Origin of the sequence: Marinicella rhabdoformis, assembly GCF_009671245.1 — a bacterium.
In the GTDB taxonomy this organism is placed as follows: domain Bacteria; phylum Pseudomonadota; class Gammaproteobacteria; order Xanthomonadales; family Marinicellaceae; genus Marinicella; species Marinicella rhabdoformis.
In genome coordinates this window covers 1-24751 of record NZ_VTFS01000009.1, presented here as the reverse complement: position 1 = coordinate 24751, position 24751 = coordinate 1, and the positions used below count along the sequence as shown (strand labels likewise).

Annotated in this window: 21 protein-coding genes and 3 pseudogenes; 17 read left to right on the top strand and 7 right to left on the bottom strand. The window is 41.9% G+C overall.

Annotation, left to right across the window (positions count from 1 at the left end):
- Positions 1–915: 915 nt before the first annotated feature.
- The gene (locus tag FET73_RS14860; RefSeq protein WP_154224760.1) at positions 916–1902 is read left to right on the top strand and encodes a hypothetical protein; all 987 of its coding nucleotides are present in this window, start codon (positions 916–918) and stop codon (positions 1900–1902) included.
- A 6-nt stretch (positions 1903–1908) separates the two neighbouring features.
- Here the strand turns inward: FET73_RS14860 and FET73_RS14855 are convergent, their stop codons facing one another.
- Positions 1909–4287: a choice-of-anchor Q domain-containing protein gene (locus tag FET73_RS14855; RefSeq protein WP_154224759.1), complete on the bottom strand. Its 2379-nt coding sequence runs from the start codon at positions 4285–4287 to the stop codon at positions 1909–1911.
- A gap of 399 nt (positions 4288–4686) precedes the next feature.
- Here FET73_RS14855 and FET73_RS14845 point away from each other — a divergent pair, with 399 nt between their 5' ends.
- The gene (locus FET73_RS14845; protein WP_154224758.1) at positions 4687–5922 is read left to right on the top strand and encodes an esterase/lipase family protein; all 1236 of its coding nucleotides are present in this window, start codon (positions 4687–4689) and stop codon (positions 5920–5922) included.
- Between the two features lie 33 nt (positions 5923–5955).
- Here FET73_RS14845 and FET73_RS14840 read toward each other — a convergent pair whose 3' ends face one another.
- Together FET73_RS14840 and ppsA are read right to left on the bottom strand one after the other, a co-directional pair.
- A complete protein-coding gene (locus FET73_RS14840; RefSeq protein WP_154224757.1) occupies positions 5956–7890 on the bottom strand; it encodes a sensor domain-containing diguanylate cyclase in 1935 nt (644 codons plus the stop codon).
- A 289-nt stretch (positions 7891–8179) separates the two neighbouring features.
- A complete protein-coding gene (ppsA, locus tag FET73_RS14835) occupies positions 8180–10531 on the bottom strand; it encodes a phosphoenolpyruvate synthase (protein ID WP_154224756.1) in 2352 nt (783 codons plus the stop codon).
- Positions 10532–10599: 68 nt separating this feature from the next.
- On the opposite strand from ppsA, the gene ppsR reads away from it, so the two are divergent.
- The 6 genes from ppsR (at position 10600) to FET73_RS14805 (ending at position 17488) form a co-directional block, all read left to right on the top strand.
- Positions 10600–11418 carry a posphoenolpyruvate synthetase regulatory kinase/phosphorylase PpsR gene (ppsR, locus tag FET73_RS14830; RefSeq protein ID WP_154224755.1) on the top strand — a complete coding sequence of 273 codons (819 nt, stop codon included), beginning with the start codon at positions 10600–10602 and terminating at the stop codon, positions 11416–11418.
- 45 nt (positions 11419–11463) lie between these two features.
- The gene (locus FET73_RS14825) at positions 11464–11910 is read left to right on the top strand and encodes a DUF1249 domain-containing protein (protein WP_154224754.1); all 447 of its coding nucleotides are present in this window, start codon (positions 11464–11466) and stop codon (positions 11908–11910) included.
- 98 nt (positions 11911–12008) lie between these two features.
- Positions 12009–13784 (top strand): FAD-dependent oxidoreductase, encoded by a 1776-nt coding sequence (locus tag FET73_RS14820; RefSeq protein WP_154224753.1) that lies wholly within the window; start codon positions 12009–12011, stop codon positions 13782–13784.
- Positions 13781–15631 carry a 2-oxoacid:acceptor oxidoreductase subunit alpha gene (locus tag FET73_RS14815; RefSeq protein WP_154224752.1) on the top strand — a complete coding sequence of 617 codons (1851 nt, stop codon included), beginning with the start codon at positions 13781–13783 and terminating at the stop codon, positions 15629–15631. Before FET73_RS14820 ends, FET73_RS14815 begins: the two co-directional genes overlap by 4 nt.
- On the top strand, positions 15628–16680 hold the full coding sequence (locus tag FET73_RS14810; protein ID WP_154224751.1) for a 2-oxoacid:ferredoxin oxidoreductase subunit beta: 1053 nt from the start codon (positions 15628–15630) through the stop codon (positions 16678–16680). The genes FET73_RS14815 and FET73_RS14810 overlap by 4 nt, the downstream gene beginning before the upstream one ends.
- A gap of 31 nt (positions 16681–16711) precedes the next feature.
- The gene (locus FET73_RS14805) at positions 16712–17488 is read left to right on the top strand and encodes a class I SAM-dependent methyltransferase (RefSeq protein ID WP_154224750.1); all 777 of its coding nucleotides are present in this window, start codon (positions 16712–16714) and stop codon (positions 17486–17488) included.
- On the opposite strand, the gene FET73_RS14800 is transcribed toward FET73_RS14805, so the two are convergent.
- From FET73_RS14800 to ygfZ, 3 genes are all read right to left on the bottom strand, one after another.
- Positions 17489–17869, bottom strand: coding sequence for a hypothetical protein (locus FET73_RS14800; RefSeq protein ID WP_154224749.1), 381 nt, complete (start codon positions 17867–17869; stop codon positions 17489–17491).
- 104 nt (positions 17870–17973) lie between these two features.
- Positions 17974–18771, bottom strand: coding sequence for a phosphate/phosphite/phosphonate ABC transporter substrate-binding protein (locus FET73_RS14795; RefSeq protein ID WP_154224748.1), 798 nt, complete (start codon positions 18769–18771; stop codon positions 17974–17976).
- 76 nt (positions 18772–18847) lie between these two features.
- A complete protein-coding gene (gene ygfZ, locus FET73_RS14790) occupies positions 18848–19525 on the bottom strand; it encodes a CAF17-like 4Fe-4S cluster assembly/insertion protein YgfZ (protein WP_154224747.1) in 678 nt (225 codons plus the stop codon).
- 68 nt (positions 19526–19593) lie between these two features.
- On the opposite strand from ygfZ, the gene FET73_RS14785 reads away from it, so the two are divergent.
- The 9 genes and pseudogenes from FET73_RS14785 to FET73_RS14750 all read left to right on the top strand — a co-directional run bounded on the left by FET73_RS14785 (position 19594) and on the right by FET73_RS14750 (position 24203).
- Complete coding sequence (locus FET73_RS14785) at positions 19594–19773, top strand: DUF1674 domain-containing protein (RefSeq protein WP_154224766.1); 180 nt, start codon at positions 19594–19596, stop codon at positions 19771–19773.
- A gap of 21 nt (positions 19774–19794) precedes the next feature.
- The gene (gene sdhC / locus FET73_RS14780; protein WP_154224746.1) at positions 19795–20172 is read left to right on the top strand and encodes a succinate dehydrogenase, cytochrome b556 subunit; all 378 of its coding nucleotides are present in this window, start codon (positions 19795–19797) and stop codon (positions 20170–20172) included.
- A gap of 9 nt (positions 20173–20181) precedes the next feature.
- A complete protein-coding gene (sdhD, locus tag FET73_RS14775) occupies positions 20182–20574 on the top strand; it encodes a succinate dehydrogenase, hydrophobic membrane anchor protein (protein WP_154224745.1) in 393 nt (130 codons plus the stop codon).
- 4 nt (positions 20575–20578) lie between these two features.
- Complete coding sequence (sdhA, locus tag FET73_RS14770; protein ID WP_154224744.1) at positions 20579–22378, top strand: succinate dehydrogenase flavoprotein subunit; 1800 nt, start codon at positions 20579–20581, stop codon at positions 22376–22378.
- 14 nt (positions 22379–22392) lie between these two features.
- Positions 22393–23100, top strand: a pseudogene (locus tag FET73_RS14765) (succinate dehydrogenase iron-sulfur subunit); the annotation flags it as partial.
- Positions 23100–23288: pseudogene (locus FET73_RS15515) on the top strand (succinate dehydrogenase/fumarate reductase flavoprotein subunit); the annotation flags it as partial. The pseudogenes FET73_RS14765 and FET73_RS15515, both read left to right, overlap by 1 nt.
- Positions 23283–23510: pseudogene (locus FET73_RS15330) on the top strand (succinate dehydrogenase iron-sulfur subunit); the annotation flags it as partial. The pseudogenes FET73_RS15515 and FET73_RS15330, both read left to right, overlap by 6 nt.
- 29 nt (positions 23511–23539) lie before the next feature.
- The gene (locus FET73_RS14755) at positions 23540–23821 is read left to right on the top strand and encodes an FAD assembly factor SdhE (protein ID WP_154224741.1); all 282 of its coding nucleotides are present in this window, start codon (positions 23540–23542) and stop codon (positions 23819–23821) included.
- A gap of 97 nt (positions 23822–23918) precedes the next feature.
- Positions 23919–24203 (top strand): hypothetical protein, encoded by a 285-nt coding sequence (locus FET73_RS14750; RefSeq protein WP_154224740.1) that lies wholly within the window; start codon positions 23919–23921, stop codon positions 24201–24203.
- A 167-nt stretch (positions 24204–24370) separates the two neighbouring features.
- On the opposite strand, the gene FET73_RS14745 is transcribed toward FET73_RS14750, so the two are convergent.
- Positions 24371–24751, bottom strand: a 381-nt coding sequence (locus tag FET73_RS14745; RefSeq protein ID WP_154224739.1) for a fasciclin domain-containing protein, incomplete at its 5' end; no start/stop codon positions are given.

The window sequence follows — 24751 nt, the reverse complement described above, 5'->3', positions numbered from 1 at the left end:
GGGTGGGCTCCGCCCACCAACTAAATGGAACGTTTAGTTGAATGATTTAAACTTTCAAAGATGACACACCCCTAAATCCCCCTCTCGCCAACAGTAGGGCTCTGAAAGCAGAGGGGACTTAGGGGTGTGTTTTTGATGATGCCAGCGGGCCGCTGGCGGTCCTTGTGTATGGTTAATGCGTTATTAACTCGATATAATTGGATAATGATGCGTTTATACATTTTAAACTCGAAATACTGAGCTAATGACGTATATTTTGAAATTAAATGAGTATTTTGTATTCAAAATAAGAAAAAATGGTCGGATTTGTTTCACATTTAAACTCAATATATGGTTATGATGCATGTTTAATAAGTTGTTATGTGGCTTGGTAAAATATATGGAATTAGAAGTTTATAGCAACAAAAGGAAAGTAATTGGCTTGATAGTTACTTTTATATTATTTGTAGTATTTATGTATGTGGAATTATACGACCCGGATACTTCAACAGGCGCAGTTTGGGGTGTCTCCTCGATATCATCGGTATTATATTATGTTTTTTATTTAATCTTTACATCACCCAAGTGTACTAAAATAGCATGGATGCAAGGGGTGATGGTTCCAAATCGAACTATCAAATTACATCATTTTGTAGCATTCAGCGTAATTTACATAGTATTTTTGATAATTGGGTATGGTTTCAGATGGTTAGCCTCGTAACCTTATTACTTGAGATGAACAGGAAAGTAAACCACTATGAATAAAAGTCAGGCACATAACAAACGCATGCAGTCGGACCTCGCACTGCGCGCAGCACGCGGCCGCTGATGCGAGGCGTTAAGCAAGGTAGGTTGAGCTAAGCTCCGCGCAGCCCAACATCAGATACTACAATAATAAAATAAATTTCATTGTTTTTGGCGTATGATAATTTAGCTATGAAAACTACTGAAAATAACAACAAAGATAAAATAGTCATTCAAAAAGAAAAACAACATTGGCTTTGGTTTGTATATGGTGCGCTGTACGGGGTTTTTCTGCGATTTCTTTTTGGTGTTTTGCCTTCTTCGATTGAAGGACCAATGTCTGTTGCTTTTTTGATCACCACGCCTTTGGTTGTTGGTGCTTTGACGATTTATGGTTACAGGGGGCAGAAATTAAGGATGTCTCAATTGATTTTCTATCCTTGGTTGACCATTGCTTTGTTGCTGTTAGGTTCTGCAATAGCAATGTTAGAAGGCTTGATTTGTATTGTTATCATGACGCCATTGTTTTTGCTTTTTGCCAGCATTGGTGGTTTGCTGATGGCGGGGTGTTTGCATTACTTAGACGAGAATACCAAGCCTTTGTTGTCGATCGCTTTGTTGCCGTATCTGGTGTTTTTTACTGAGCCTCATTTAGAACTGAGTAACAAGAACATCCAGATTGTTGAGTCAGTCATTGTCAAAGCCAGTCCTGAAACCATTTGGGCAGAAATCATGACGGCCAAAGAAATCAAAGCAGATGAATTGCCTTTGAGTTTCAGCCACATTATCGGTGTGCCGAAGCCGCTTGAGGGTTTGAATGTTGAGGTGTCAGGTCAAGAAGTTCGCTATTCGATATGGGAAAAAGGCGTGAATTTCAAAGCCAATGTGACCCACAGCCAAGAGAACCAATACATCAAGTGGGATTATGTTTTTGATGAAAACTCTTTCCCCAAAGGTTCTATGGATGATCATGTGGAAATAGGTGGAACGTATTTTGATTTACATGATACGGCGTTCACTTTGAGTCCAATCAGTCCGGATGAAACCAAACTGACCATCACGGCCAATTATCATGTTAACTCAGCGATTAACTTTTATGCCATTCCTGTTTCCCAATTTTTAGGTGCTGATTTTGTTAAAACCATTTTGGGTTTGTATAAGCACAGAAGTGAAGCCTGACATGTTTTATTCAAACCCATTGCGGTAAATTAAATCTATGAAATGCTCATGTGGGCCAATGTCTAAACCGTTTCCAGAAAGTCTAAAAAAGCCGTCAATATCCAGTGGTAAGGTTTCATTGGTATCGCCATCGCTGTCCAAGTCGACCTCATCTGTCGGTAAACTAATCGCATCTGCTACATCCAGTAAAGGTGATGTGTCGGTTAAATGAAAATCACCTAAACCTTCAGCCACAAAGCCTGCGTCAAAGTTCGGATCGGTGGCATCGAGGTTATTACTGCCTGTGGGGTTTCGGTTTTTGATCAAGCTGTGAGATGCATTCAAGGTGCCAGCAGTATGCTCGACGGGAAAAGTGTTACCATTTTCAGTGACGTTGTTGTTCCACAGTATGCTGTTATTAAGGTCAAGGATTCCATACCAGCCAGCTCCAAAAGCTGTTGTCGAACCTGCTTGGGTAATTGCTTGGTTGTTCGCAACCAGACTGTTGATTGCATGGCCATCGCCGAAAATGCCACCACCACGTGCTGAATCTTCAGGGTCACTCAAAGCCATAACGCCATTGCCAATCACACGGCTGTTGATTAATTGTATATTGTTACCGTCGATGCCACCACCGACAGCGGAACGTTCAAACGTGGTTTGATTAAAATATAAAATGTTGCGGTTAGCGACCACGTCAGTTGACCACAGTGCGGTGATACCAGAACTTGAGATGCCGCCGCCTCTGGCTGTGGAATTTTCAATTTCACTGATGCTTCGATTGTCTTCAACCTGGCTTTGGATCAACAGCAAGTTCTGAAGAGCCAACAAGCCACCACCTTGGCCATTGAGGTCTAAACCATGCCTTAAGCTGATGCCCCGTGCGGTTAAATCACCCACACTGTTCATCACCCGTGCCCCATGCCCTGGGTCAATCACGCTGAAATTTCCAAGCAAAAAACTACCGTCATTGGGGTTCAGGCCACCGTATAAGCTAACCGTCTGATCAAACTGTATTGTGCCCGAAGTGAGGTAGTGACCTGCGGCAATCGACAAGGTGTTCACATTGGTTCGGTCGGGTAGATAAAACCAATCATTCAAACTGGAAAAGGCTGTCGCCCAGCTCAGACCATCTTGCAGGATTGCAGTGGTATTCGCATCAAAATAATAATGGCTGGCCGCGCTGTTAAAATTTTTGCGGCTTAAATTCAGTTCAAAAGGGCCGATATCAACTGTGCCATTATGAATGCGCGGTTGGCCGAGTAGGTCAATGGGAATGATTTCATTGGTGTCGCCATCACCATCGAGGTCATATATATCTGTGGGCAGGACGCTGTTATCCCCTGCGTCAATTATCACAGAATCAGGGCGCAGGCCGAAATTATAAGTTTGGTTGTTGTTTGGAAGCGCTAAAAACCCAGGGTCAAAATCCATAACTGTGGCATCAATGTTGGCAGTGCCTGCCGGATTTTGGCCTTTGATGAGGCTGTGATTGGCTGTTAACGAGCCCACTTGGTGTTCATTAGGAGATGGTCCTTGCAATCTGATGACTTGGTTACCCCAGAGGATACTGTTGGTCATGTTGGTGTTTCCGAAGACACCGCCACCAGGTGGAGCGCTGGAGGAATCGGTATGAATTGCCTGATTGGCACTGACTCGACTGTGGATTAAATTGATAGAATCACTGTATACACCTCCACCAGCAGAGTCTTCAGATGATACCGCACGATTGCCATGCACCACACTGTGGTTGAGCAGCAGTTCTCGTGAGAAGATACCACCACCCCAAGCAAATTGAGCAAAAGAGTCAGATTTTGATATGGCTAAATTACCGTTAACTTGAGTATGGTGTAGTGCCAGCAAAGTGTTGGGGTTAATCATTGCCACACCACCACCAGAGACCGGTCTGGTTTTGCTTAAAATCACATTGCCAACCACCTGACAGCGTACCAGGGTCAAATTGGCAGTGGAACGAATACCCCCGCCGAAATCATCTGTGATATTAAGCCCATTGAAAATCTTGATGCCCTCAAGCAAAGTCTCGGTGGTGATGTTCATCACTCGATGAGTAAAGTCACCATCGAATATGGTGCGGTGGTTATCAATGTTTTGTGCACCACCACCTGATGGAAAGCCGCCTCGCAGGGTGAGGGCTTTGTTGATTAGAATTTCTTGCCCTTCTTGGTAACGGCCTGCTGCAACGTGTATTTCATCGTTGGTACTGGCAGCTTGTATGGCGGCATTGACACTGGAGAATGCGTTGGGCCATGAAGTGCCGTCGCTGTTTCCAGTGGCAGTGATGTCGACGAAAATCGTTTCAGCCTTGAGGTCTGAGATCATAAATATATTGAATACCGCAACCCAAGCTAAAATGGTGCTTTTGTGTGTTCCCCAGAATCTATACATGTCATCACTTGTTGATATTATTTGATATTTAGCATACCTGATTAATGCATTGGGATAAACAACTGAGCGCAAAGATGTGCCTAATACCAGTAAGTACGTTACTTTTAGGGTTGTTAAGAAAAATAAAATAAATTTTAATGTGTATAAAAATCGAACTGAAATGTTTGGTGTATAATTCGGCCTGTGTTTTTTTCAAGAACAACAATTGAATTTTGATATCTAAATTACCCAAATGGATTGAATTTGGTGCTCTTATTTTGGCATTTGTCGCGGGTTGTATTAATGCCATAGGACTTTTGGTGAGGAGCGAGGTTGTCAGATATTCAATTAGTTTGCTTGTAGAATATCGTTTTACCGCCATATTGATAAATCAACATACCAATAACAAAACAAGGGCCAATGAGTAATACGAATAAGCAAGAACAAACTGTCGCCGATGACTTGAAAGGCCTGAGTCAGTTGGCAGAAGATGGCACCGTGGGTGTCATGGCTTTGGTGGAGTCTATGCACCTGAATGTGCTGACTTTGGGTGGCATGTTGCGCAATAAAGACAAATCATCAGGCCGGATTCTAGGTCGAACCACAGGTTTGACTGGCTTGATTTACAGGACCATCAACAAAACCACGTCTTTGAGTTTCAAAAGTGTGAACCTGGCTTTAGCAAAATTCAAACCCTTACAACGCCAATCATGGCCGAAACAATGGCGCGGTAAGCCGAGAAACCAATGGTTGTCTGCGCTGAATGGTGTGTTAGGTGATCACTTAGAGGCTACTGACAATCCTTTGCAAATCAACATGCAATTGATGCACCAAGGTAAAGCGGTCAACACTACAGAAGCAGCTGTGTTAATCAATGAACACACCGGTGAAAGTTTGTTTTTGGTTCATGGTTTGTGTATGAATGATGAGCAATGGCTTCGTGAAGGGCATGACCATGGAGAGGTTTTGGCCAATTCTCACAAGCAACTGTGTTTTTACCTGCGATACAACACCGGACGTTCTGTTCAAGACAATGGCAAAGACTTGTCTGATATCATGGGTCAAATTACTGAAGCATTGCCCGAACCAAAAGTGATTAATTTCCTTTGTCACAGCATGGGCGGATTGGTGTGCAGGAGTGCGATACACCAAGCTTCCCAAACTTCTGGGCGTCATGATGCTGAAATGGTGTCCGCGCAGTGGCTTGAAAACATCAACAAAGTCATATTTTTGGGAACACCACACCAAGGTGCTACTTTAGAAAAAGCGGGCAATGTTTTGGATTATTTACTTACCATCAGTTCCTACAGTGCGCCTTTCGCTAAATTGACCCGCAGTCGCAGCCAAGGTATTCAAGATTTACAACACGGTTGTATCCATCACTCAGCGTCTTTAAACGAAATGCCCAAACACATCATGGTTCATGCCGTTGCTGGCACCAGGTCAAAAGTTGATTCTATGCCTTATGTTAGCGGTGAAAAAAACGTCATTGATATGTCACTCAAGGGTGATGGTTTGGTTTCAGTATCATCAGCTGTGGCTGAAAAACTGATGCTCAAAGATAAAGGGCATCAACAAAGGTTGCTCGCTGATTGTAATCACATGGAATTGTTGGGTGAAAAAGCATCACAACTGTTAAACCAAATTTTCAATTAGACATTTTGTATTGTTTTATTGCTAAATGTTAAATCAGTCTGAAATACATGTGCGATTTTTGCCAGCGTCTTTGGCTTGATAAAGGGACTTGTCTGCCTTTTGGTATAATGTTTTGATTGTTTCATCTTTTGTGTTCACTGTCGCTACACCAATAGAAACGGTGAATTTGATGTGATGGCCTTCAAAAGTATGTTCCTGGGTCAGAAGTTTTTGCCTGATGATTTCAGTCATTTCTTTGGCATACTGGCGACTGATTTCAGTACATATAATAGCAAATTCTTCTCCACCTATGCGAGCGATGCTGGCCGTGTTATTGAAATTTAATTGCTGAATGATTTGTGCCAAGAAAGCCAAAACCAAATCACCAACAGGATGACCATGTTGGTCGTTGATGTATTTGAAATAATCAATATCTATCAGAAATAACGTAACATTTGTGTGGTTCTGGTTTGACCACAGGTTCTTTAAAATGTTGTCAAATGCACGTCTGTTGTCTAGTTGAGTTAATGAATCAGTGTAAGAAAGTTTCTGTAATTTCTTATTGGCCTCAACCAATTGAGCTGTTTGAGAAATGACTTTTCCTTTGAGCTCTTCATTGAGTGTAATGTACTGCTGCCTGCTGTTTTTGATGTCTTCATAGAGTATTTTAATTTCTTCAGCTAAAAATGGAATTTCATCAGATTCAGGCAAATCAGATTTATTTTTCACCCATTGGGACACTTTGGTTAATTGGTTTGTCCATAAACGGCTCAGTATCCATGCCAGCCATTGTGCAATAAATACGGCGCTGATAAGAATAATCAAAGCAAAAATCATGATGTCTTTTAAGGACTGCGCAATGACTTTTTGGTCAATGATGGTGTTCAGTTCCCACCCCCAATTGAAAGTTGACTGTTGTCGTAAGAACAATGAACTTTGGTCTGATATTTGAAACAAAGGTTTTTGAAATACCGTGTATTGGCTTGGCGTTAATTTACTAACTTGCAATGAACCTTTGTGGTTTTTGACATTGGTTTTTATAGTCTGGTTTTTTTGATCAGTTATGATGGTATGAAAAGGATCGTTTTCGCCCCAACTGGCTGATAATTCTTGAATTGATGACAAGTTTAATGAACCTTCCAAAATACCGAGGGTTTGTTGGTTATTGTCATCAATGATGGCGATACTGATGGCGACAATATGGTCATTTCCAAATCCTTTTCCAATAAAACCAGATGAAACAAATACGTCTTGTTGTTCCATGGCATGGATGAAATAGGGGCGTTCTTTGATGTTCAGCAAAGTTATGTCGATATTGTTATTTTGATTCAATAAAGAAAAAGATTGAATGTCTCCATGTTTATCAGCAATCAACATGCTGATAAAAAACGGATACCTATCATGAAGGTCTTTAAGCTGTTTATTCACGCGTTCAGGCTTATCCCAAATTTCAGCAAATAAATGTTTTTTCTCTTCAAACACTTGAGTGAAAGTGGTCATTTTGTGGTTAAACTCTGAAAATATTTTTGAGTTAACCAGTGCCATATTTGTTTTGATGTTTTTTTCTAAATTTGATACCAAAAAGGTTAAATAAATCATCAGGACCAAAGACATCAATAAAGAAAAAATGACAGATATGTGGCTGGCCGTTTTTTGACGTAAAGTGGGGAAGGCGGGGGCAGCGTTGTCGCTCAAGCCATGTTTAATGGTTGAAAAGTTAATTACAATAGATGCCAGCATGGCACAAAGGATCGCATTGAATGTTAGTTTGGCTAAATAAAGAAGTTGAAATGCCTGATTAATTTCTGGGTTTCTGCCGGTAAGTACCCAAGCTATGGGTAAACCAATGAACAGCCAAAATAAAATGCTAGCAATGATGATGTTTCTAAACCCTTTTGAGATAATAAAAGCGACAAATGCGGCTTCTAATATGAAAATAGAAACTATGTATGAAGACCAAACAAATACCAGTGGTGTAGAAATAATCAACGCAAAAAATATGGCTTTTTTTACGTCTAAATAGCGGGCTAATACAAGAGAGCAAAAGGGGCCGAATATTAACTCGGAGTTTAACAGGAAGGGTATTCGGAAATAATTAAGGGTTACCCCAAGTATAATAAGGGCTAACGCAACTGAAATTTTTTTATTTTTATTTTTAATCGGTCAAGGCTTCTTCATTTCACACCATTTTATTATACAGCAGTTTTGCTGCATAATTTTTTTACTTTTTATTCAAGCACCAAGCCAACCCGAGTTCAGGTTGGCTTGGCGTTGATATTTATTTAGCCAGTTTTAACCAAGTTTCAACCACTGTATCTGGGTTTAGTGAAACGGACTCTATACCTTGTTCCAATAACCATTCAGCCAAATCAGGATGGTCAGATGGACCTTGGCCACAAATGCCGATGTATTTACCGCGTTTTTTACATGCTTGAATCGCCATTGATAGCATTTTCTTAACAGCTGGATCTCGTTCATCAAATAAATCAGCGATGATGCCTGAGTCTCGGTCTAAGCCCAAAGTTAATTGGGTCATGTCATTTGATCCGATTGAGAAACCATCGAAAATGTCAAGGAATTCATCTGCCATCAATGCATTTGATGGTAATTCACACATCATGATGACTTTGAGGCCGTTGTCACCTTGTTTTAAACCATTTTTTGCCATCAAGTCGATGACCTTCTGGCCTTCATCCAAAGTTCGCACAAAAGGCACCATGGCCCACACATTGGTCAAACCCATCTCGTCACGAATGTATTTCAAAGCCTCACATTCCATCTCGAAACAATCAACGAATGAATCATCCAAGTAACGTGATGCACCGCGGAAACCGAGCATGGGGTTTTCTTCTTCAGGTTCGTATTGACGGCCACCAATTAAGTTGGCGTACTCATTTGATTTAAAGTCTGACAAACGGACAATCACTGGGCTTGGGCTGAATGCCGCTGCTAAAGTCGAGATGCCTTCTGCCAATCGTTTAACAAAGTAATCACGAGGTGAGGCATAGGCGGCAATCATTGGGTCTGTAATTTGTTTAACTTCAGCAGGTTGTGCGTCATAGTTCAACAACACTTTAGGGTGGATGGCAATCATGCGGTTGATGATAAATTCCAATCGTGCCAAGCCAATACCAAAATTAGGCAGGTTTTGAAAGTCAAAAGCACGATCTGGATTACCCACATTCATCATGATTTTCAACGGTGCTTCAGGCATGTTTTCTAAGTCAGTGGTATGGATGTCAAATCCCATCAAACCGTCATAAACATATCCTGTGTCACCTTCACAACACGATACGGTCACTTCGCTGTTGTGTGCAATTTTCTGTGTCGCATCACCACAACCCACAATTGCTGGAATGCCCAGTTCGCGAGCAATGATGGCGGCATGACAGGTTCTGCCACCACGGTTGGTGACAATAGCGGCTGCTTTTTTCATGATGGGTTCCCAATCAGGGTCGGTCATGTCTGTAACCAGCACGTCTCCGGCATTGATTTGATCCATTTGAGCAATGCTTTTGATGACCTTGGCAGTACCTTGGCCTACTTTTTGGCCAATACTTCGGCCTTCGCAAACGATGTCACCACGTTTTTGTAGTTGGTAACGTTCGATGCTTTGGCCTTTGGTTTCGCGTGATTTAACCGTTTCAGGTCGAGCTTGTACAATGTATAAATTACCAGTAACACCGTCTTTGGCCCATTCGATGTCCATCGGACGGCCATAATGTTTTTCAATGATCATGGCTTGTTTGGCCAGTTGTTCTACTTCACCGTCATTGATAGAAAATTGTTGACTGCGTTCAGCTGACACATTACCCGTTTGAACACCTGTGTCGGCATAGGTCATTTCAATGGCTTTAGAACCCAAGTTGCGGCGCAATACTGCAGGACGGTCAGCGCTTAAGGCATTTTTGTAAACATAAAATTCATCAGGGTTGACAGCCCCTTGAACCACCATTTCACCCAGACCATAAGATGAAGTGATAAACACCACATCATTGAAGCCTGATTCGGTGTCCATTGAGAACATCACACCAGAAGCGGCCAAATCTGATCGAACCATTTGTTGAACCCCCACTGACAAATACACATCATCGTGTTCAAAACCATGGTGGACACGGTAAGAAATCGCGCGATCATTGTATAAAGAAGCGAATACTTCATGGGCTTTGGCAATGATTTCATCTGCGCCATTGACGTTCAAGAAAGTTTCTTGCTGGCCTGCGAAAGAAGCATCTGGTAAATCTTCTGCGGTGGCTGATGATCGAACTGCAACTGTAAAGTCTGTGCCCAAACGTTCTTTCATGGCCGCATATGCTTCAGTTATGGCAGTTTGTAAGGCTGGTTGGAATGGCGTGTCCATAATCCAACCTCGTACTTCGCTACCTGCAGCACGCAAAGCATCAATATTTTCGGTGTCTAATGTTTTTAACTTTTGACTGATTTTATCGGCCAATCCAGAAACAGTTAAATACTCTTTAAAAGCGTATGCGGTGGTAGCAAAGCCACCAGGCACTTGTACGCCGAGTGCAGTCAAGTTGGTAATCATTTCGCCTAATGAGGCATTTTTACCGCCAACTTGCTCTAAGTCATTCATGTTCAATTGGTCAAGATTGAGGATGTAATCAGACATTGTGGATTCCAGTAGTGTGTCAAAAATGTTATATTCTACTGAAATTAAGCGTCAAAAACAGGTTAAATATGGAAAAGAAAACATGCGCCGTCTTTTATGTCTCAGATGGCACTGCAATTACCGCAGAAACTGTGGGACAAAGTTTAATTACCCAGTTCAAAGGCATTGAGTTTATACAAAAGAGGTTGCCTTTTATTGATTCTGTTCAAGTAGCAAAAGATGCGGCTAATATCATTGCCAATACGCCTTCAGACTTTCAACCTCTGGTGATCAATACCGTGGTAGATTTGGAGTTGAGAAAAATCATTCATTCAGGTGGGGGCTTGAAATTAGATCCATTCAATCGCTTGTTGCGACGCATCGAGAAAAATTTAGGGATTGAGCGTGATCCGGGTGTGGGTAGGGCGCATGGCATGAGTAACACTGAAAATTATGATGATCGCATGGAGGCGATGAATTTTGCTTTGTCGCATGATGATGGCATCAGCCTCAATTACAACAGTGCTGATATTATTTTGTTGGGGGTTTCTCGCTCTGGAAAAACACCCACTTGTTTATACTTGGCATTGCATTACGGTCTCAAAGCGGCCAATTACCCCATCACAGATGATGATTTAGAAACATTGACATTACCAAAAGAAATCATGAAGCACAAAGGCAAATTGTTTGGTTTGACCATTGACCCTTTTAGGTTGTCTCAAATTCGATCAGTCAGACGACCAGATTCTCGTTATGCTGAACTGAGAAAGTGCCAAGCTGAAGTCAGTGACGCTGAAAGCATGTTCCACCGCAGCCAAATTAAATTCCTCAGTACAACACACACTTCTATTGAAGAGATTTCAGGTAAAATCATGGTTGCTTTAGACTTAAATAAACGCTTGTATTGAAACAGTCAAAATCTGTTATAGTTAAGAAAAATTTAAAATTATTTCATGTTATTAAATTCTCAATTTCTCGAACACCGTCAACTGGCTTTGAAAAACAAAGTCAGCATCACGGTTTTGCATGAATATAATTATTTGTTATTAAATCAATTGTTTTCCGAATGGACGGGAACTACAAAAGTTCACCATTGGCAGCCCAAAAATAAAGCCAAATTACAATTGCGTGTGCGTGAGAATTTCAAATACACCACAGAGTTTTCCATGGCCATGCTGTTCAGTGATGCCACTTCTGACCCCATGGTGGTTCGCATTTATCATGATGCACAATTGGCGGAATTGGTTTATTCAAACGAATTTGAGCGTCAATATAGACAATTGGGTGGTTTGGCTGATACCGATCATCAAGCAGAATTGCGCTTCAGTCAAAATTGTTTTTTAAATAAGTGGCTGATATTTTTGTTACAAAACGGGTATCATAAAGAAAAGGTTGATTGAGACCGAATCATCAACAAACAATCTGCGTCAACAGCATGTGAGCGCAAAAAAAATAATTCGGTTATCAACCTCGGGGACAACAATAAAGAGGTTAATTAATGAAGCCAACTGACATTACAGATCCAGACTACTTTCATAAAGTCGTGGATTGTCAATATGCCTGCCCAGCGCACACGCCTGTGCCTGAATACATTCGACTCATTGCTGCTGGAAGATACGATGATGCCTATATGATTAATTGGCAATCCAACGTGTTTCCAGGTGTGTTAGGTCGCACTTGTGATCGACCATGTGAACCTGCCTGTAGGCGTGGACGTGTAGAAGAGGAACCTGTTGCTATATGCCGTTTAAAACGCGTGGCAGCAGACAATAAATCTGACATCACACATCGTTTGCCCGAAATACCTGAAAAGAAAAACGGTAAAAAAATCGCCTTGATTGGTGCAGGACCAGCATCATTAACGGTGGCTCGGGATCTGATGCCTTTGGGTTATGAAGTTGATTTATATGATGATCAGCGTAAGGGCGGCGGTTTTATGCGCAGTCAGATACCATCGTTTCGTTTGCCAGAATCAGTCTTGGATGAAGAGGTGAACTACATTTTAGACATGGGTGTGGTGACTCACTTCAATCAAGAAGTGACCAGTATGAAAGACATATTGTCCAAGAATTACGATGCGGTTTTTGTTGGCACTGGCGCTCCACGTGGGCGTGATTTGCCCAAATTACAAGGTCGCGATGAAGGAAGTAAAAATATCCACATAGGTATCGATTGGTTGGCTTCAGTGGCTTTTGAGCATATTGATAAAATTGGTGAAAAAGTGTTGGTGCTTGGTGGTGGTAACACGGCCATGGATTGTTGTCGTACAGCCAAAAGGTTAGGTGGCAAAGACGTGCGTGTGGTAGTCAGAAGCCCAAAAACTGACATGAAGGCATCGCCATGGGAAATCGAAGATGCCATGAATGAAGACATACCCATGTTTGAGAACCACAACCCCAAAGCTTTTATTACTGAACAAGGCAAATTGGTAGGCATGTTATTTGAGATAGTTGAGCCTGTCTTTGATGATGCAGGCAAAAGAACACTGGTGCCAACGGGCGAAGAAGTGATGATGCCCTGTGATGATGTTTTGATGGCGATTGGTCAGTTGAATTCTTTTCCATGGATAGAACGTGATTTGGGCATTGAATTCAATGATTGGGACATGCCTGAAGTGGATAAAACCACCTTTCAGACATCATTGCCGCATGTGTTTGTCGGCGGGGATGCTGCTTGGGGTCCTGAAAATGTGATCACAGCTGTAGCACATGGCCATCAAGCTGCAATTTCTATTGATTTGTATTGTGAACAAAAAGCAACGACAGAACGGCCAGCGCCTTTTGTTAACCTGGTCAGTCAAAAAATGGGCTTTCATGATTGGTTGTATGATGCACACATATCTGATGAAGACAGAAAGATTGTTGCCTTGCAAGACAAACAAAAAGCCTTGGCAGACAGGAAACTGGAAGTCGAGAAGGGTTTTGATTTGTCGCAAGGGTATGCAGAGGCCATGCGTTGTTTGAATTGTGATGTGCAGACGGTGTTTGAAACTGACCGTTGTATTGAATGTGATGCCTGTGAAGACATTTGTCCAGTGGACTGTATTAATTTTACTGACAATGAAGAGGAAGATGTGTTGCGGGATTTGCTTAAGGTCAAAGCAACCAACAAAGAGCAAGATTTGTATGTATCTTCTGAATTAAAAACCAAACGTGTCATGGTCAAAGATGAAAACGTGTGTTTGCATTGTGGCTTATGCGCAGAGCGTTGTCCCACAGGGGCTTGGGATATGCAACAATTCCTTTTGAATGAAGCCAAGGCGGGTCAAAGATGAACAGTACAAACAGTAAAAAATTGATTAAAGGAACCAATGATTTTGTCATCCGATTTGCTAATGTGAATGGTTCGGGTTCGGCTTCAGCCAATAATTTATTCAGCAAAGTGGTGTTTCGTTCTGGCGTGCCCATTTCATCGAAAAATATTTTCCCTTCGAACATTCAGGGCTTACCAACCTGGTTTGAAGTGCGTGTTAATGAAGCAGGTTATTTAGGCAGGCGTGGAGGCTATGATTTTATTGTGGCGGTGAATGGTCAAACCATGGACAGGGATTATCAAGATTTGTTACCGGGAGGCTATTTTTTCTATGATTCTTCAAAACGATTGCCAAACCATTATCAACGCACAGACATACAATTAATTGGTATCCCATTAACCACAATCTGTAATGAGCACTATACAGAGCCGCGCCTCAGACAGATTTTCAAGAACATCATTTATGTCGGGGCTTTGGCTTATTTGTTTGACATGGATTTTTCTGTTTTTGAAGCTTCCATTAAGTCTCAGTTTGCCAAGAAAGCCAAGCTGATTGAACCTAATATCAAGGCGTTGTTACTGGGCTATGATTATGCCAAAGAACATTTCACTGGTTGTTGTGGTCTGAATATTCATCGGCGTGACTTGAATGGTGATCAAATACAAATGGAAGGCAATGACGCAGCTGGTTTAGGTGCTGTTTATGCTGGTGCTACAGTTGCAGGTTGGTATCCCATTACGCCATCAACTTCTGTGATTGAAGCCTTTGAAAAGTACTGCCATAAATATCGAGTAGATGGTGACGGTAAGAATAAGTTCGCCATTATTCAAGCAGAAGATGAATTGGCAGCTGTCGGAATAGTCATTGGTGCCAGCTGGAATGGTGCGAGGTCATTCACCGCGACTTCAGGACCGGGTGTTTCTTTAATGAGTGAGTTTTTGGGGTTGGCTTATTTTTCAGAAATTCCTGTGGTGTTAATGGACATTCAACGTACTGGTCCAAGTACCGGAATGCCGACCAGAACGCAACAATCTGATTTGCTGGCTGCCGCTTATGCTTCACATGGTGACACAAAACATGTCCTACTTTTTCCATCGAGTCCGACTGAGTGTTTTCACATGACGGTGCAAAGTTTTGATTTAGCGGAAGGTTTACAAACACCTGTGATTTTGATGTCAGATTTAGATTTGGGCATGAATGTCCACCAGTGTGATCCGATTACTTGGGATGACGCTCAGATTTATGATCGTGGCAAAGTATTGAACCTGCAGCAATTAGATGAGCTGCCTGAGCGTTGGGGGCGCTACCTTGATGTAGACGGTGATGGCATTCCGTACCGAACCATCCCAGGCACACACTCAGAAAAAGGTGCTTTTTTTACGCGTGGTTCTTCGCATGATGAGTATGCCGCATATACTGAAGATGGTGAGGTTTATGCCGAAGGCATGCAGCGTTTATTGATCAAGTGGAACACAGCCAAAAACATGGTGCCACGAGCTGAAATTTCTGGAAATGTGAGTGAAATGGGTGTGTTATATTTTGGCACCAGTGCCTATGCCACAGAAGAAGCATTAGATACTTTAAGGCAGCAAAATGATTTGGATGCCATTCGAGTTAAAGCTTTTCCTTTTGGTCCCGAAGTGGATGAGTTTGTTAAAGAACACAAGCAAGTTTTTGTTATAGAACAAAACAGAGATGGTCAAATGAAAACAATGATTATCAATGAGTTAAGCACAAATCCTGAGAAATTGATTTCTATTTTGAATATAGATGGCATGCCCATCACCGCGCAATTCTTGATTGACTCCATTGGTCAGTATTTATCGCCTAAAACAATGCAAGCCGTTAAACAGGAGACAGCATCATGACTTTTATTAGACCTAACTTCAGACACCCAGAAAATCATACCAATGAACGTGGGTTTTCGATTAAGAATTATGAAGGTGCGCTGTCAACTTTATGTGCCGGTTGTGGTCATGATTCCATCAGTGCATCCATCATTAAGTCATGCTTTGAGTTGAATTTAGAACCGCATAAAATAGCCAAAATTTCAGGCATCGGTTGTTCATCCAAAACGCCAACCTATTTTTTGGGCAAGGCCCATGGTTTTAACTCAGTTCATGGCCGCATGCCATCAGTGACTACAGGTGCTAACATGGCCAATAAAGACCTGTTGTATATAGGCGTTTCTGGTGACGGTGACACGGCATCAATCGGCATGGGCCAGTTTGCTCACGTGGTCAGACGCAATTTAAATATGGTTTATATTGTCATGAATAATGGTTGTTATGGTTTGACCAAAGGCCAGGATTCAGCCACAGCAGACAAAGGTTCTGCGGGTAAGAAGGGTGTGCCATCACCTTTTGATTCAATTGATTTGTGCGAACTGGCCCTACAATTGGGAGCAGGGATGGTGGCCCGCAGCTTTTCGGGAGATAAAAAACAACTGGTGCCGTTAATCAAAGCAGCGATTAAACATAATGGCTTTGCATTCATTGATGTGGTTTCCCCTTGTGTTACCTTCAATAACACGCCAAATTCTACCAAAGGATATGAATGGGTGCGTGATCACATGGAGGCCACAGGAACGATTGATTTTATTCCGCATCAAAGCGAAATCACTGTGGATTACCCTGAAGGCAGTTCACGAACTGTTGCTATGCACGATGGCAGTGCTTTGACGCTACAAAAGAACCAACATGATTATGACTTAAGTTGCAGAAAAGAAGCCATTAATCGCATTGAAACCGTTAAAATGCAGCAAAAAATACTCACTGGGTTGATGTATTTAAATGAGTCTGAATCTGACACCCACGGCAGAATCAACACATCTGATCAAGCCCTAAACAGCCTGGCGCAATCTGAATTGTGTCCAGGTTCAACTGTACTCGATGCATTGAATGCCAGTTTGAGGTAATAAAATTTAAACCAAAGGAATAATTAAAGACATGGATAAGCATTATTTTTATCAAAATTCAGTTCAGTGTGTTGAAGCAGAAATTGATTTTGTTGAAGCCACTTATAAGCAGCTTAAAGGCCGTGACGCCATCACATTAAGGGAAGATTTTTGTGGTACAGCACAAACCGCTTGTGAGTGGGTTCAGCGTGCTGACGATAAACAAGCATGGGGTGTTGATTTGGATCCGTTGGTCATGCAGTGGGGTGAAAACAATAACATTGCAGCAATGACGGGTTCACAACAAGCACGGATACAATTGTCACAAGCTGATGTGATGGAAGCGCCTGTGAAAAAGTTGGATGTGGTTTTGGCCATGAATTTCAGTTATTTCATTTTTATGCAGCGTGATTTGATGTTGCAATATTTTCGATCAGTTAAAGATTCTTTAAATGAAGATGGTGTGTTCTTTTTAGACGCCTTTGGTGGTTATGAAGCTGCCAAAGAACTGGTGGAAGAGCGAGAGTGTGATGGTTTTACCTATATTTGGGAGCAAGCCAGTTTCAATCCCATAAACTCTGAAATGCAATGTTATATTCACTTTGAAACCGATGAAGGTGTTCGTATGAACAAGGCATTTGATTATTATTGGCGTTTGTGGACATTGCCAGAAATCACTGAAATGTTATTAACTGCCGGATTTAAAACTGCTGATGTTTACTGGGAAGGAACTGACGAAAAGACAGGTGAGGGTGATGGTGTATATTGCAAATCGAAACAAGGCACAGCTGATGCAGGTTGGGTATGTTACATCGTTGCTGAAAAGTAATCAGGCGGAGAGTTCACCGTTAACCACAAGGTTTTTGATGTCGTTGCGAACTTGATTTTTAAGGTTTGAATTCAATTCAATGGTGCGTTTTAAAATGGCGAAACTTTCCATGTCGATTTGTGTCCATTTAACATCAAATGTATCAGCACCTACTTGTGTAACCATGACACTCATTGCGATGGCTCTGGCGCCTTCTATGGGAATGTTAAGGCGGTATATTTCTTTGGTTTTTATGTCCCGACCTTTGGGGATAGACAGGTGAGCAGACATTAAAGAAAGGCTGTGAATTTCAGTTTCTAAGCAATCCATACCCGAATAAAGCTGTACAGTTGTAGCGAACTGAATGGTATTGACTTCTGTTGGTATGTTTGCGCTTTCCATTAGTATCATTTCAGTTTGGAATAACTGTTTTCAAGCCATTGATATTATTCGATAAGATTGCTTTGTTTTTGCGCAGTAATTCACATTACTGAGATTATTTGCCATTAATACAGCAGCCTGGTTAAGAATTGGGACAGGTCTTTATATTTTTCTTTATCAACTTCAATAAAACCATCTGTATTCAATTCTGCCAAAATATCAAAAGTTTCATCTGTTTCCCCAATGGCCATTATGGCCTTTTTAAAATTTTCACGGGTGCCTGAGTCTACATGTGGAGCGGCTAAAAAGGTGAGGCCTGGCATGGGGTCGCTGACTTTGAGCTCTAATAAATTTGAATAGATTTCATACACTGATGAAGGAACAATGGCAGCTTGTGCTGTTTGTGCAAACACTTGCTCCATGACATCTTCCCAAGAAAGTGCTGAAACCACTTTGGTTGGTTGTAAGAATAAATCTGTAAACCACTGGTCGAACAGCAAAGAGGCCATGTTAGGGTTGGGCAGCATCACAACACTTTTGCCCACCAAAAATGCATCAATTGCTTGACCTTCTGCAGGTTCAAAATCAGAAATTAAATGGTACCTGATTTCTTCTTGTACTGTGGCAACTGGTATATAACCTTTCTCTTCCATCCTGTAAGCAGCGACGTGAGAGGCGTCTAATGTGAATTCAGGTGTTTCATTTTTGGCAGCACGCCAATAAAAGTAATAGTTGTCTTTAACCTCAATATTGACCGTGAAGCCGGTCTTGCTTTCTAAATATCGTTTTAAGGGTTCGTATACAAAAGTTGCTTGTTCGGATGGAAATGTAGCCTCAACTGCAAGTGTGACTGTTTGAGCACGAGTAACAAAGGATGTGCTGAGTAACACGAGGCAGGTCAATAATTTGATTGTGCTGTTCATATATTTATTTCCGTTGTATGAATTAAATATAACAAAAAAAGACAAAGTGTTCAAATATTTATAGCGACTATTTCAATTAAGAGACAACAGCTTGCCGTAAGTGTTTACCATCAATTTCATGTGCATCAGAGCACCAGACTATTTTCCCATTAACTGGTGTGTTAGGTTCTTCGGTGTTGTTTGGGTTGACATGAATTAATTGCATCCTTTTTTTAACTTCACCCAAAAAATGTAATCGGGCTATGATTTCTTGTCCAGGGTAACAGCCTTTTTTGAAGTCAATGACGTTAAGTTGATCCAGGTTGACATGCTGGGGTATGTGTTTTTCTTGATATGATTTGGTAATAAAAGGCAAGCCCCATGAAAATAACGTTGGCCAAATTTCTTCGGATGTCGAGTCGGTGCTTTTGTCACAAACCACCAATGGATATTGGTTTTTTTTAATGCCACCTTCAATCATACACAGTGTTTTTCCATCCAATCGTTCAATCTGGACATCCATCCGAAAACGACGCATATTTAAATACATCAATAACTCTTCGGACATGGTGTTGTTAATTGCAATTTCTATTTGGTTCTTATGCAGGATGACAAAAAAACTGAATAAAATTCTGCCTTTGGGGTTACAAATACTTGAATAACTGCACGTGATGGCTGATGCCGGTTCTATTTTACTGATGGCTTGGTTGTTAAGAAATGTGAAGCATTCACTGCCTTTGAGTTGAATGATGTCGATAGATTGAAAACTTGTCATGGTTTGTATCTTTAAAAAAAGGTGGGTTTGGCTTATAATGCCACGTGAACGTAAACGTTGTCATTAATATGTCTGAAAACACAGAAAACAAGTCTCAGGACACAATAAAAAATTCTGATAAAAACAAAGACAAGGCCAGTCAAAAACCTCAAGCAGAAAATGCAAAAGAATATGGCGGCAGAAAAGACGGTTTAGATCCCACACGATTTGGTGATTGGGAAAAAAACGGGCGTTGTATCGATTTTTAAAACCTTTTCGACAGGTAATTCATGAGTAAACCACAAAGACCGCTGTCACCGCATTTGCAGGTGTATAAGCCCCAATTGACTTCAATGATGTCAATCACTCACCGCCTTACAGGACTGTTTTTGTCCCTGGGGTTGGTTATTTTTGTTTATTGGCTTTTCAGTTTGGCTAAATCACCAGGTATGGCTAATGAAATGATTGGTTTTGTCCAAACAACGCTGGGTTGTGTCATTTTTTACGTTTGGGTATTTGCCTTCGCGTACCACCTATGTAATGGCATCCGTCATTTGTTTTGGGACGCAGGAAAGGGATATTCAATCCCGGCCGTTTACCGATCAGGTTATATGGTAATTTTGGGTGCAGCTTTATTGACTGCTTTAGTTTACGTTTTAGGACGATAAGGAGTCACCATGAGTAATGAATCTATGAAGTTTAGATCTGACACCAAAAGGGTTAAAGGTTTAGGGGCGTCAAAAAGTGGCTTTGGTCATTGGTGGATGCAAAGGATAACCGGTACCTTATTGATACCTTGTGGACTGTACTTGTTGATATCTTTAACAGCATTGGAAATCACTGATGCTTCAGTTGTGGTGACTTGGATGAGTCATCCTTTCAACGGTATTGTCACATTATTATTCGCATTGGCTGCAAGTTATCATGGCGCATTAGGTATCCAAGTGGTATTGGAAGACTATGTCCATAACCATGCGGTAAACCTCACCTTACGATTTTTGACCATGGTATTGATGATTGTCATGATGATGGTCAGCATTTATTCAGTGGCAAGCATTTTATTAGGATAATCCCATGAGCCCAGAAATTAAGAAAAAATATAAAATCACAGAACACAAATTTGACGCCATTGTGGTTGGCGCTGGCGGCGCTGGATTACGTGCCACCATGGGTTTAGCGACAAAAGGCCTGAAAACAGCCTGTATCACTAAAGTATTCCCAACACGTTCACATACTGTTGCGGCACAAGGCGGCATGTCTGCTTCTTTGGGTAACATGGGTGAAGACGATTGGCGCTGGCACATGTACGATACCATCAAAGGTTCGGACTGGTTAGGCGATCAAGACGCGATTGAATACATGTGTCGTGAAGCGGTACCTTCGGTTGTTGAATTGGAACATTACGGCGTGCCATTTTCACGTACTGAAGAAGGTAAAATTTACCAAAGACCTTTTGGTGGCATGACCACCAACTTCGGTGAAGGCACAGCTCAAAGAACTTGCGCAGCAGCTGACAGAACAGGTCATGCGATTTTGCATACTTTGTATCAACAATCATTAAAGCATGATGCGTCATTCTTTATTGAATACTTCGCCATTGACCTGGTGATGGAAGACGGCGAATGTAAGGGTGTGTTGGCTTGGAACCTGGCTGACGGTACATTACATTTATTCCGAGGTCATGCGGTTATTTTGGCCACTGGTGGTTATGGTCGTGCATACTTCTCTTGTACTTCGGCTCACACCTGTACAGGCGATGGTAATGCCATGGTGTTACGCGCTGGCTTACCATTACAAGACATGGAATTCGTACAATTCCACCCAACCGGTATTTATGGTGCAGGTTGTTTGATAACTGAAGGCGTGCGTGGCGAGGGTGGTTTCTTGACCAACTCGAAAGGCGAACGCTTTATGGAACGCTATGCACCGAATGCCAAAGATTTGGCATCACGTGATGTGGTATCACGTTCAATGACCATAGAAATTCGCGAAGGCCGTGGTGTTGGCGCTGAAAACGATCACATTCACTTGCATTTGGAGCATTTGGGTGCGGACGTGATCAACAAGCGTTTACCAGGTATTGCTGAATCTGCTGAAATTTTCGCAGGTGTCGATGTGGCCAAAGAGCCGATCCCAGTGATTCCAACAGTTCATTACAACATGGGCGGTATTCCGACCAATTACCACGGTGAAGTGGTAACCAAAGACGGTGATGACCCTGATAAAGTGGTTCCAGGTTTGTTCGCCATTGGTGAGGCAGCATGTGTATCAGTACACGGCGCGAACCGTTTGGGTTCTAACTCGTTATTAGATTTGATTGTGTTTGGTCGTGCGGTAGCCGATCGTTGTGGTGAAATCATCAAGCCAGGTACCAACCACACCGAATTGCCTGCTGATGCTTTGGACAAGTCATTGGAAAACTTAGACAAAACACGACATGCAAAAGGCAGCATCAAAACGGCTGACTTGCGTCTGGAAATGCAAAAAATCATGCAAAATAATGCAGCAGTATTCAGAACTGGCGAAGTGTTACAAGAAGGTTGTGACCAGATTGCAGCCACAGCGGCTAAAATTGGTGATCTACACGTCAGTGATGAGACCATGGTTTGGAACACCGATTTGGTAGAAACTTTAGAGTTACAAAACCTGATGATTCAAGCCAAAGTCACCATGTTTTCTGCTGAAAACCGCAAAGAATCTCGCGGTGCACATGCCCGCGAAGACTTCCCAGACAGAAATGACGATGAATGGATGAAGCACACATTGACCTATATTGATGGCAATGGCGACATTTCATTCGATTACCGCCCCGTTCACATGTACACACTGTCAGACGAGTGTGAAGTGATTCCACCTAAACCGCGTGTTTACTGATAATAGAGGATATTATGGCTGAATTTAGATTACCTAAAAACTCAAGAGTCCAAAAAGGAAAACACCATAAATCTGAAGGTGCGAAAAACACAACCACGGTCAAAGTTTACCGTTGGTCACCAGATGATGGGCAAAACCCAAGAACTGACAGCTATGAAGTCGATTTAGACTCATGTGGCCCAATGGTTCTGGATGCTTTGATTAAAATCAAAGACGAAATGGATTCCACTGTGGCATTCAGACGTTCTTGTCGTGAAGGCATTTGTGGCTCATGTGCCATGAACATCAACGGCACGAACACTTTGGCATGTACCACCTCGATCAAAGGCTTTAAAGGCAAAGAAATTGCCATCTATCCTTTGCCACACATGGAAGTCATCAGAGACTTGGTGCCAGATTTAACACACTTCTATGCCCAATACGCTTCAATCAAGCCTTGGATGCAAACTGACTCAGTACCATTGCCTGATAAAGAACGTTTACAATCAATTGAAGACCGTGAAAAATTAGACGGTTTGTACGAGTGTATTTTGTGTGCCTGTTGTCAAACCTCATGTCCCAGTTACTGGTGGAATGGCGACCGCTATTTGGGTCCTGCAGTTTTATTGCAGTCTTACCGCTGGTTGGCTGACTCGCGTGATGAATACACTGGCGAGCGATTGGAAGATTTGGAAGATCCTTTCAAAGTATACCGTTGTCACACCATCATGAACTGTGNGAGACCATGGTTTGGAACACCGATTTGGTAGAAACTTTAGAGTTACAAAACCTGATGATTCAAGCCAAAGTCACCATGTTTTCTGCTGAAAACCGCAAAGAATCTCGCGGTGCACATGCCCGCGAAGACTTCCCAGACAGAAATGACGATGAATGGATGAAGCACACATTGACCTATATTGATGGCAATGGCGACCGCTATTTGGGTCCTGCAGTTTTATTGCAGTCTTACCGCTGGTTGGCTGACTCGCGTGATGAATACACTGGCGAGCGATTGGAAGATTTGGAAGATCCTTTCAAAGTATACCGTTGTCACACCATCATGAACTGTGCCAATACCTGTCCAAAAGGTTTGAACCCAGGTAAAGCGATTGGTGAAATCAAAAAAATGATTGCACAACGTCACGCACTGTAATTGTTGGCTGAAGTGACTAAAGAAAACAGATGACTGATTATCCCGCCGAAACAGTACCAAATGAATTAACCGAAGGTTATTTTCAATGGCGCTGTCGACGCGGGATGAAAGAGTTGGACTTCATCATGACACGTTATTTAAATGACGCTTACCCAAGCATGACTCAACAAGACAAAGTCCAATTTAATGAATTTCTCCAGCTACAAGACATGACACTGTGGTCATGGCTGAATGGTAAAGTCATACCTGAAGATGCCGCAACGGCACAATTGGTTAAAGACATCTGTGCCGCCGGTTACCTTAAAAAATAAACAGCTACACGATACCTTATATTTGGCCCAAGGGCTGATAACACTTTCCATCGCCATCATTATTTGGCTGACAATCACTCAAAACTATTTATTGATCATGGCTTTACCCTTATTAGCCTGGGGATTCATCCGAAACCGTCAAACCATCAGGCAAAACAAGCAATTTAACCTCGTCATGAACGCCGAATGCGAATGGCGATTGGTGCACAAAGATACTTTAAAAGTCACCGAGGCTAAACTCACCAATTACTGGCAAACGCCAACCTTCATGATCATCCACCTAAGTACTGAAAGCAAAAATTATCACCCGCTGATACTGAGAAGACAAATTGAACCCGCAGCTTATTCAAGGTTGTTGCAAGGTGTGCAAAAACAATTATAAAGGTTTAAACTACAATTTTGGGGATGGGGTGTTTGTGTCACTTTTATAGACATCTATTGATAGGTTTTTAATGGCCTGTCTTGTTGTTGAACCAATCATTTAATCACAAGAAACCACAAAAAAGACCGGGTTTGCCGGTCGTTTTTGTGGGTAAGTCACGTTTTTTTTTAATTAGCTGAAGGCATGATTACAGTGTCAATGACGTGAATGATGCCGTTGCTGGTTTTGATGTCTGTTTTAACAACATTACTGCTGTTGTTCAATACCACGCCACCGTCTTTGACCATGATGGCCACATCGCTGCCTTGTACTGTTGAAGCAGATGATAGTTTTACTACATCTTTTGCTTTTACTTTGCCCAATACCACGTGGTAGGTCAAAATTGCGGCCAGTTGATCTTTGTTTTCTGGTTTCAATAATGATTCAATGGTGCCCTCTGGTAGTTTAGCAAAAGCTTCATCAGTGGGAGCAAATACTGTAAAAGGACCATCACCCTTTAATGTATCAACTAAGTCTGCTGCTTTTACTGCCGCGACCAAAGTATTAAA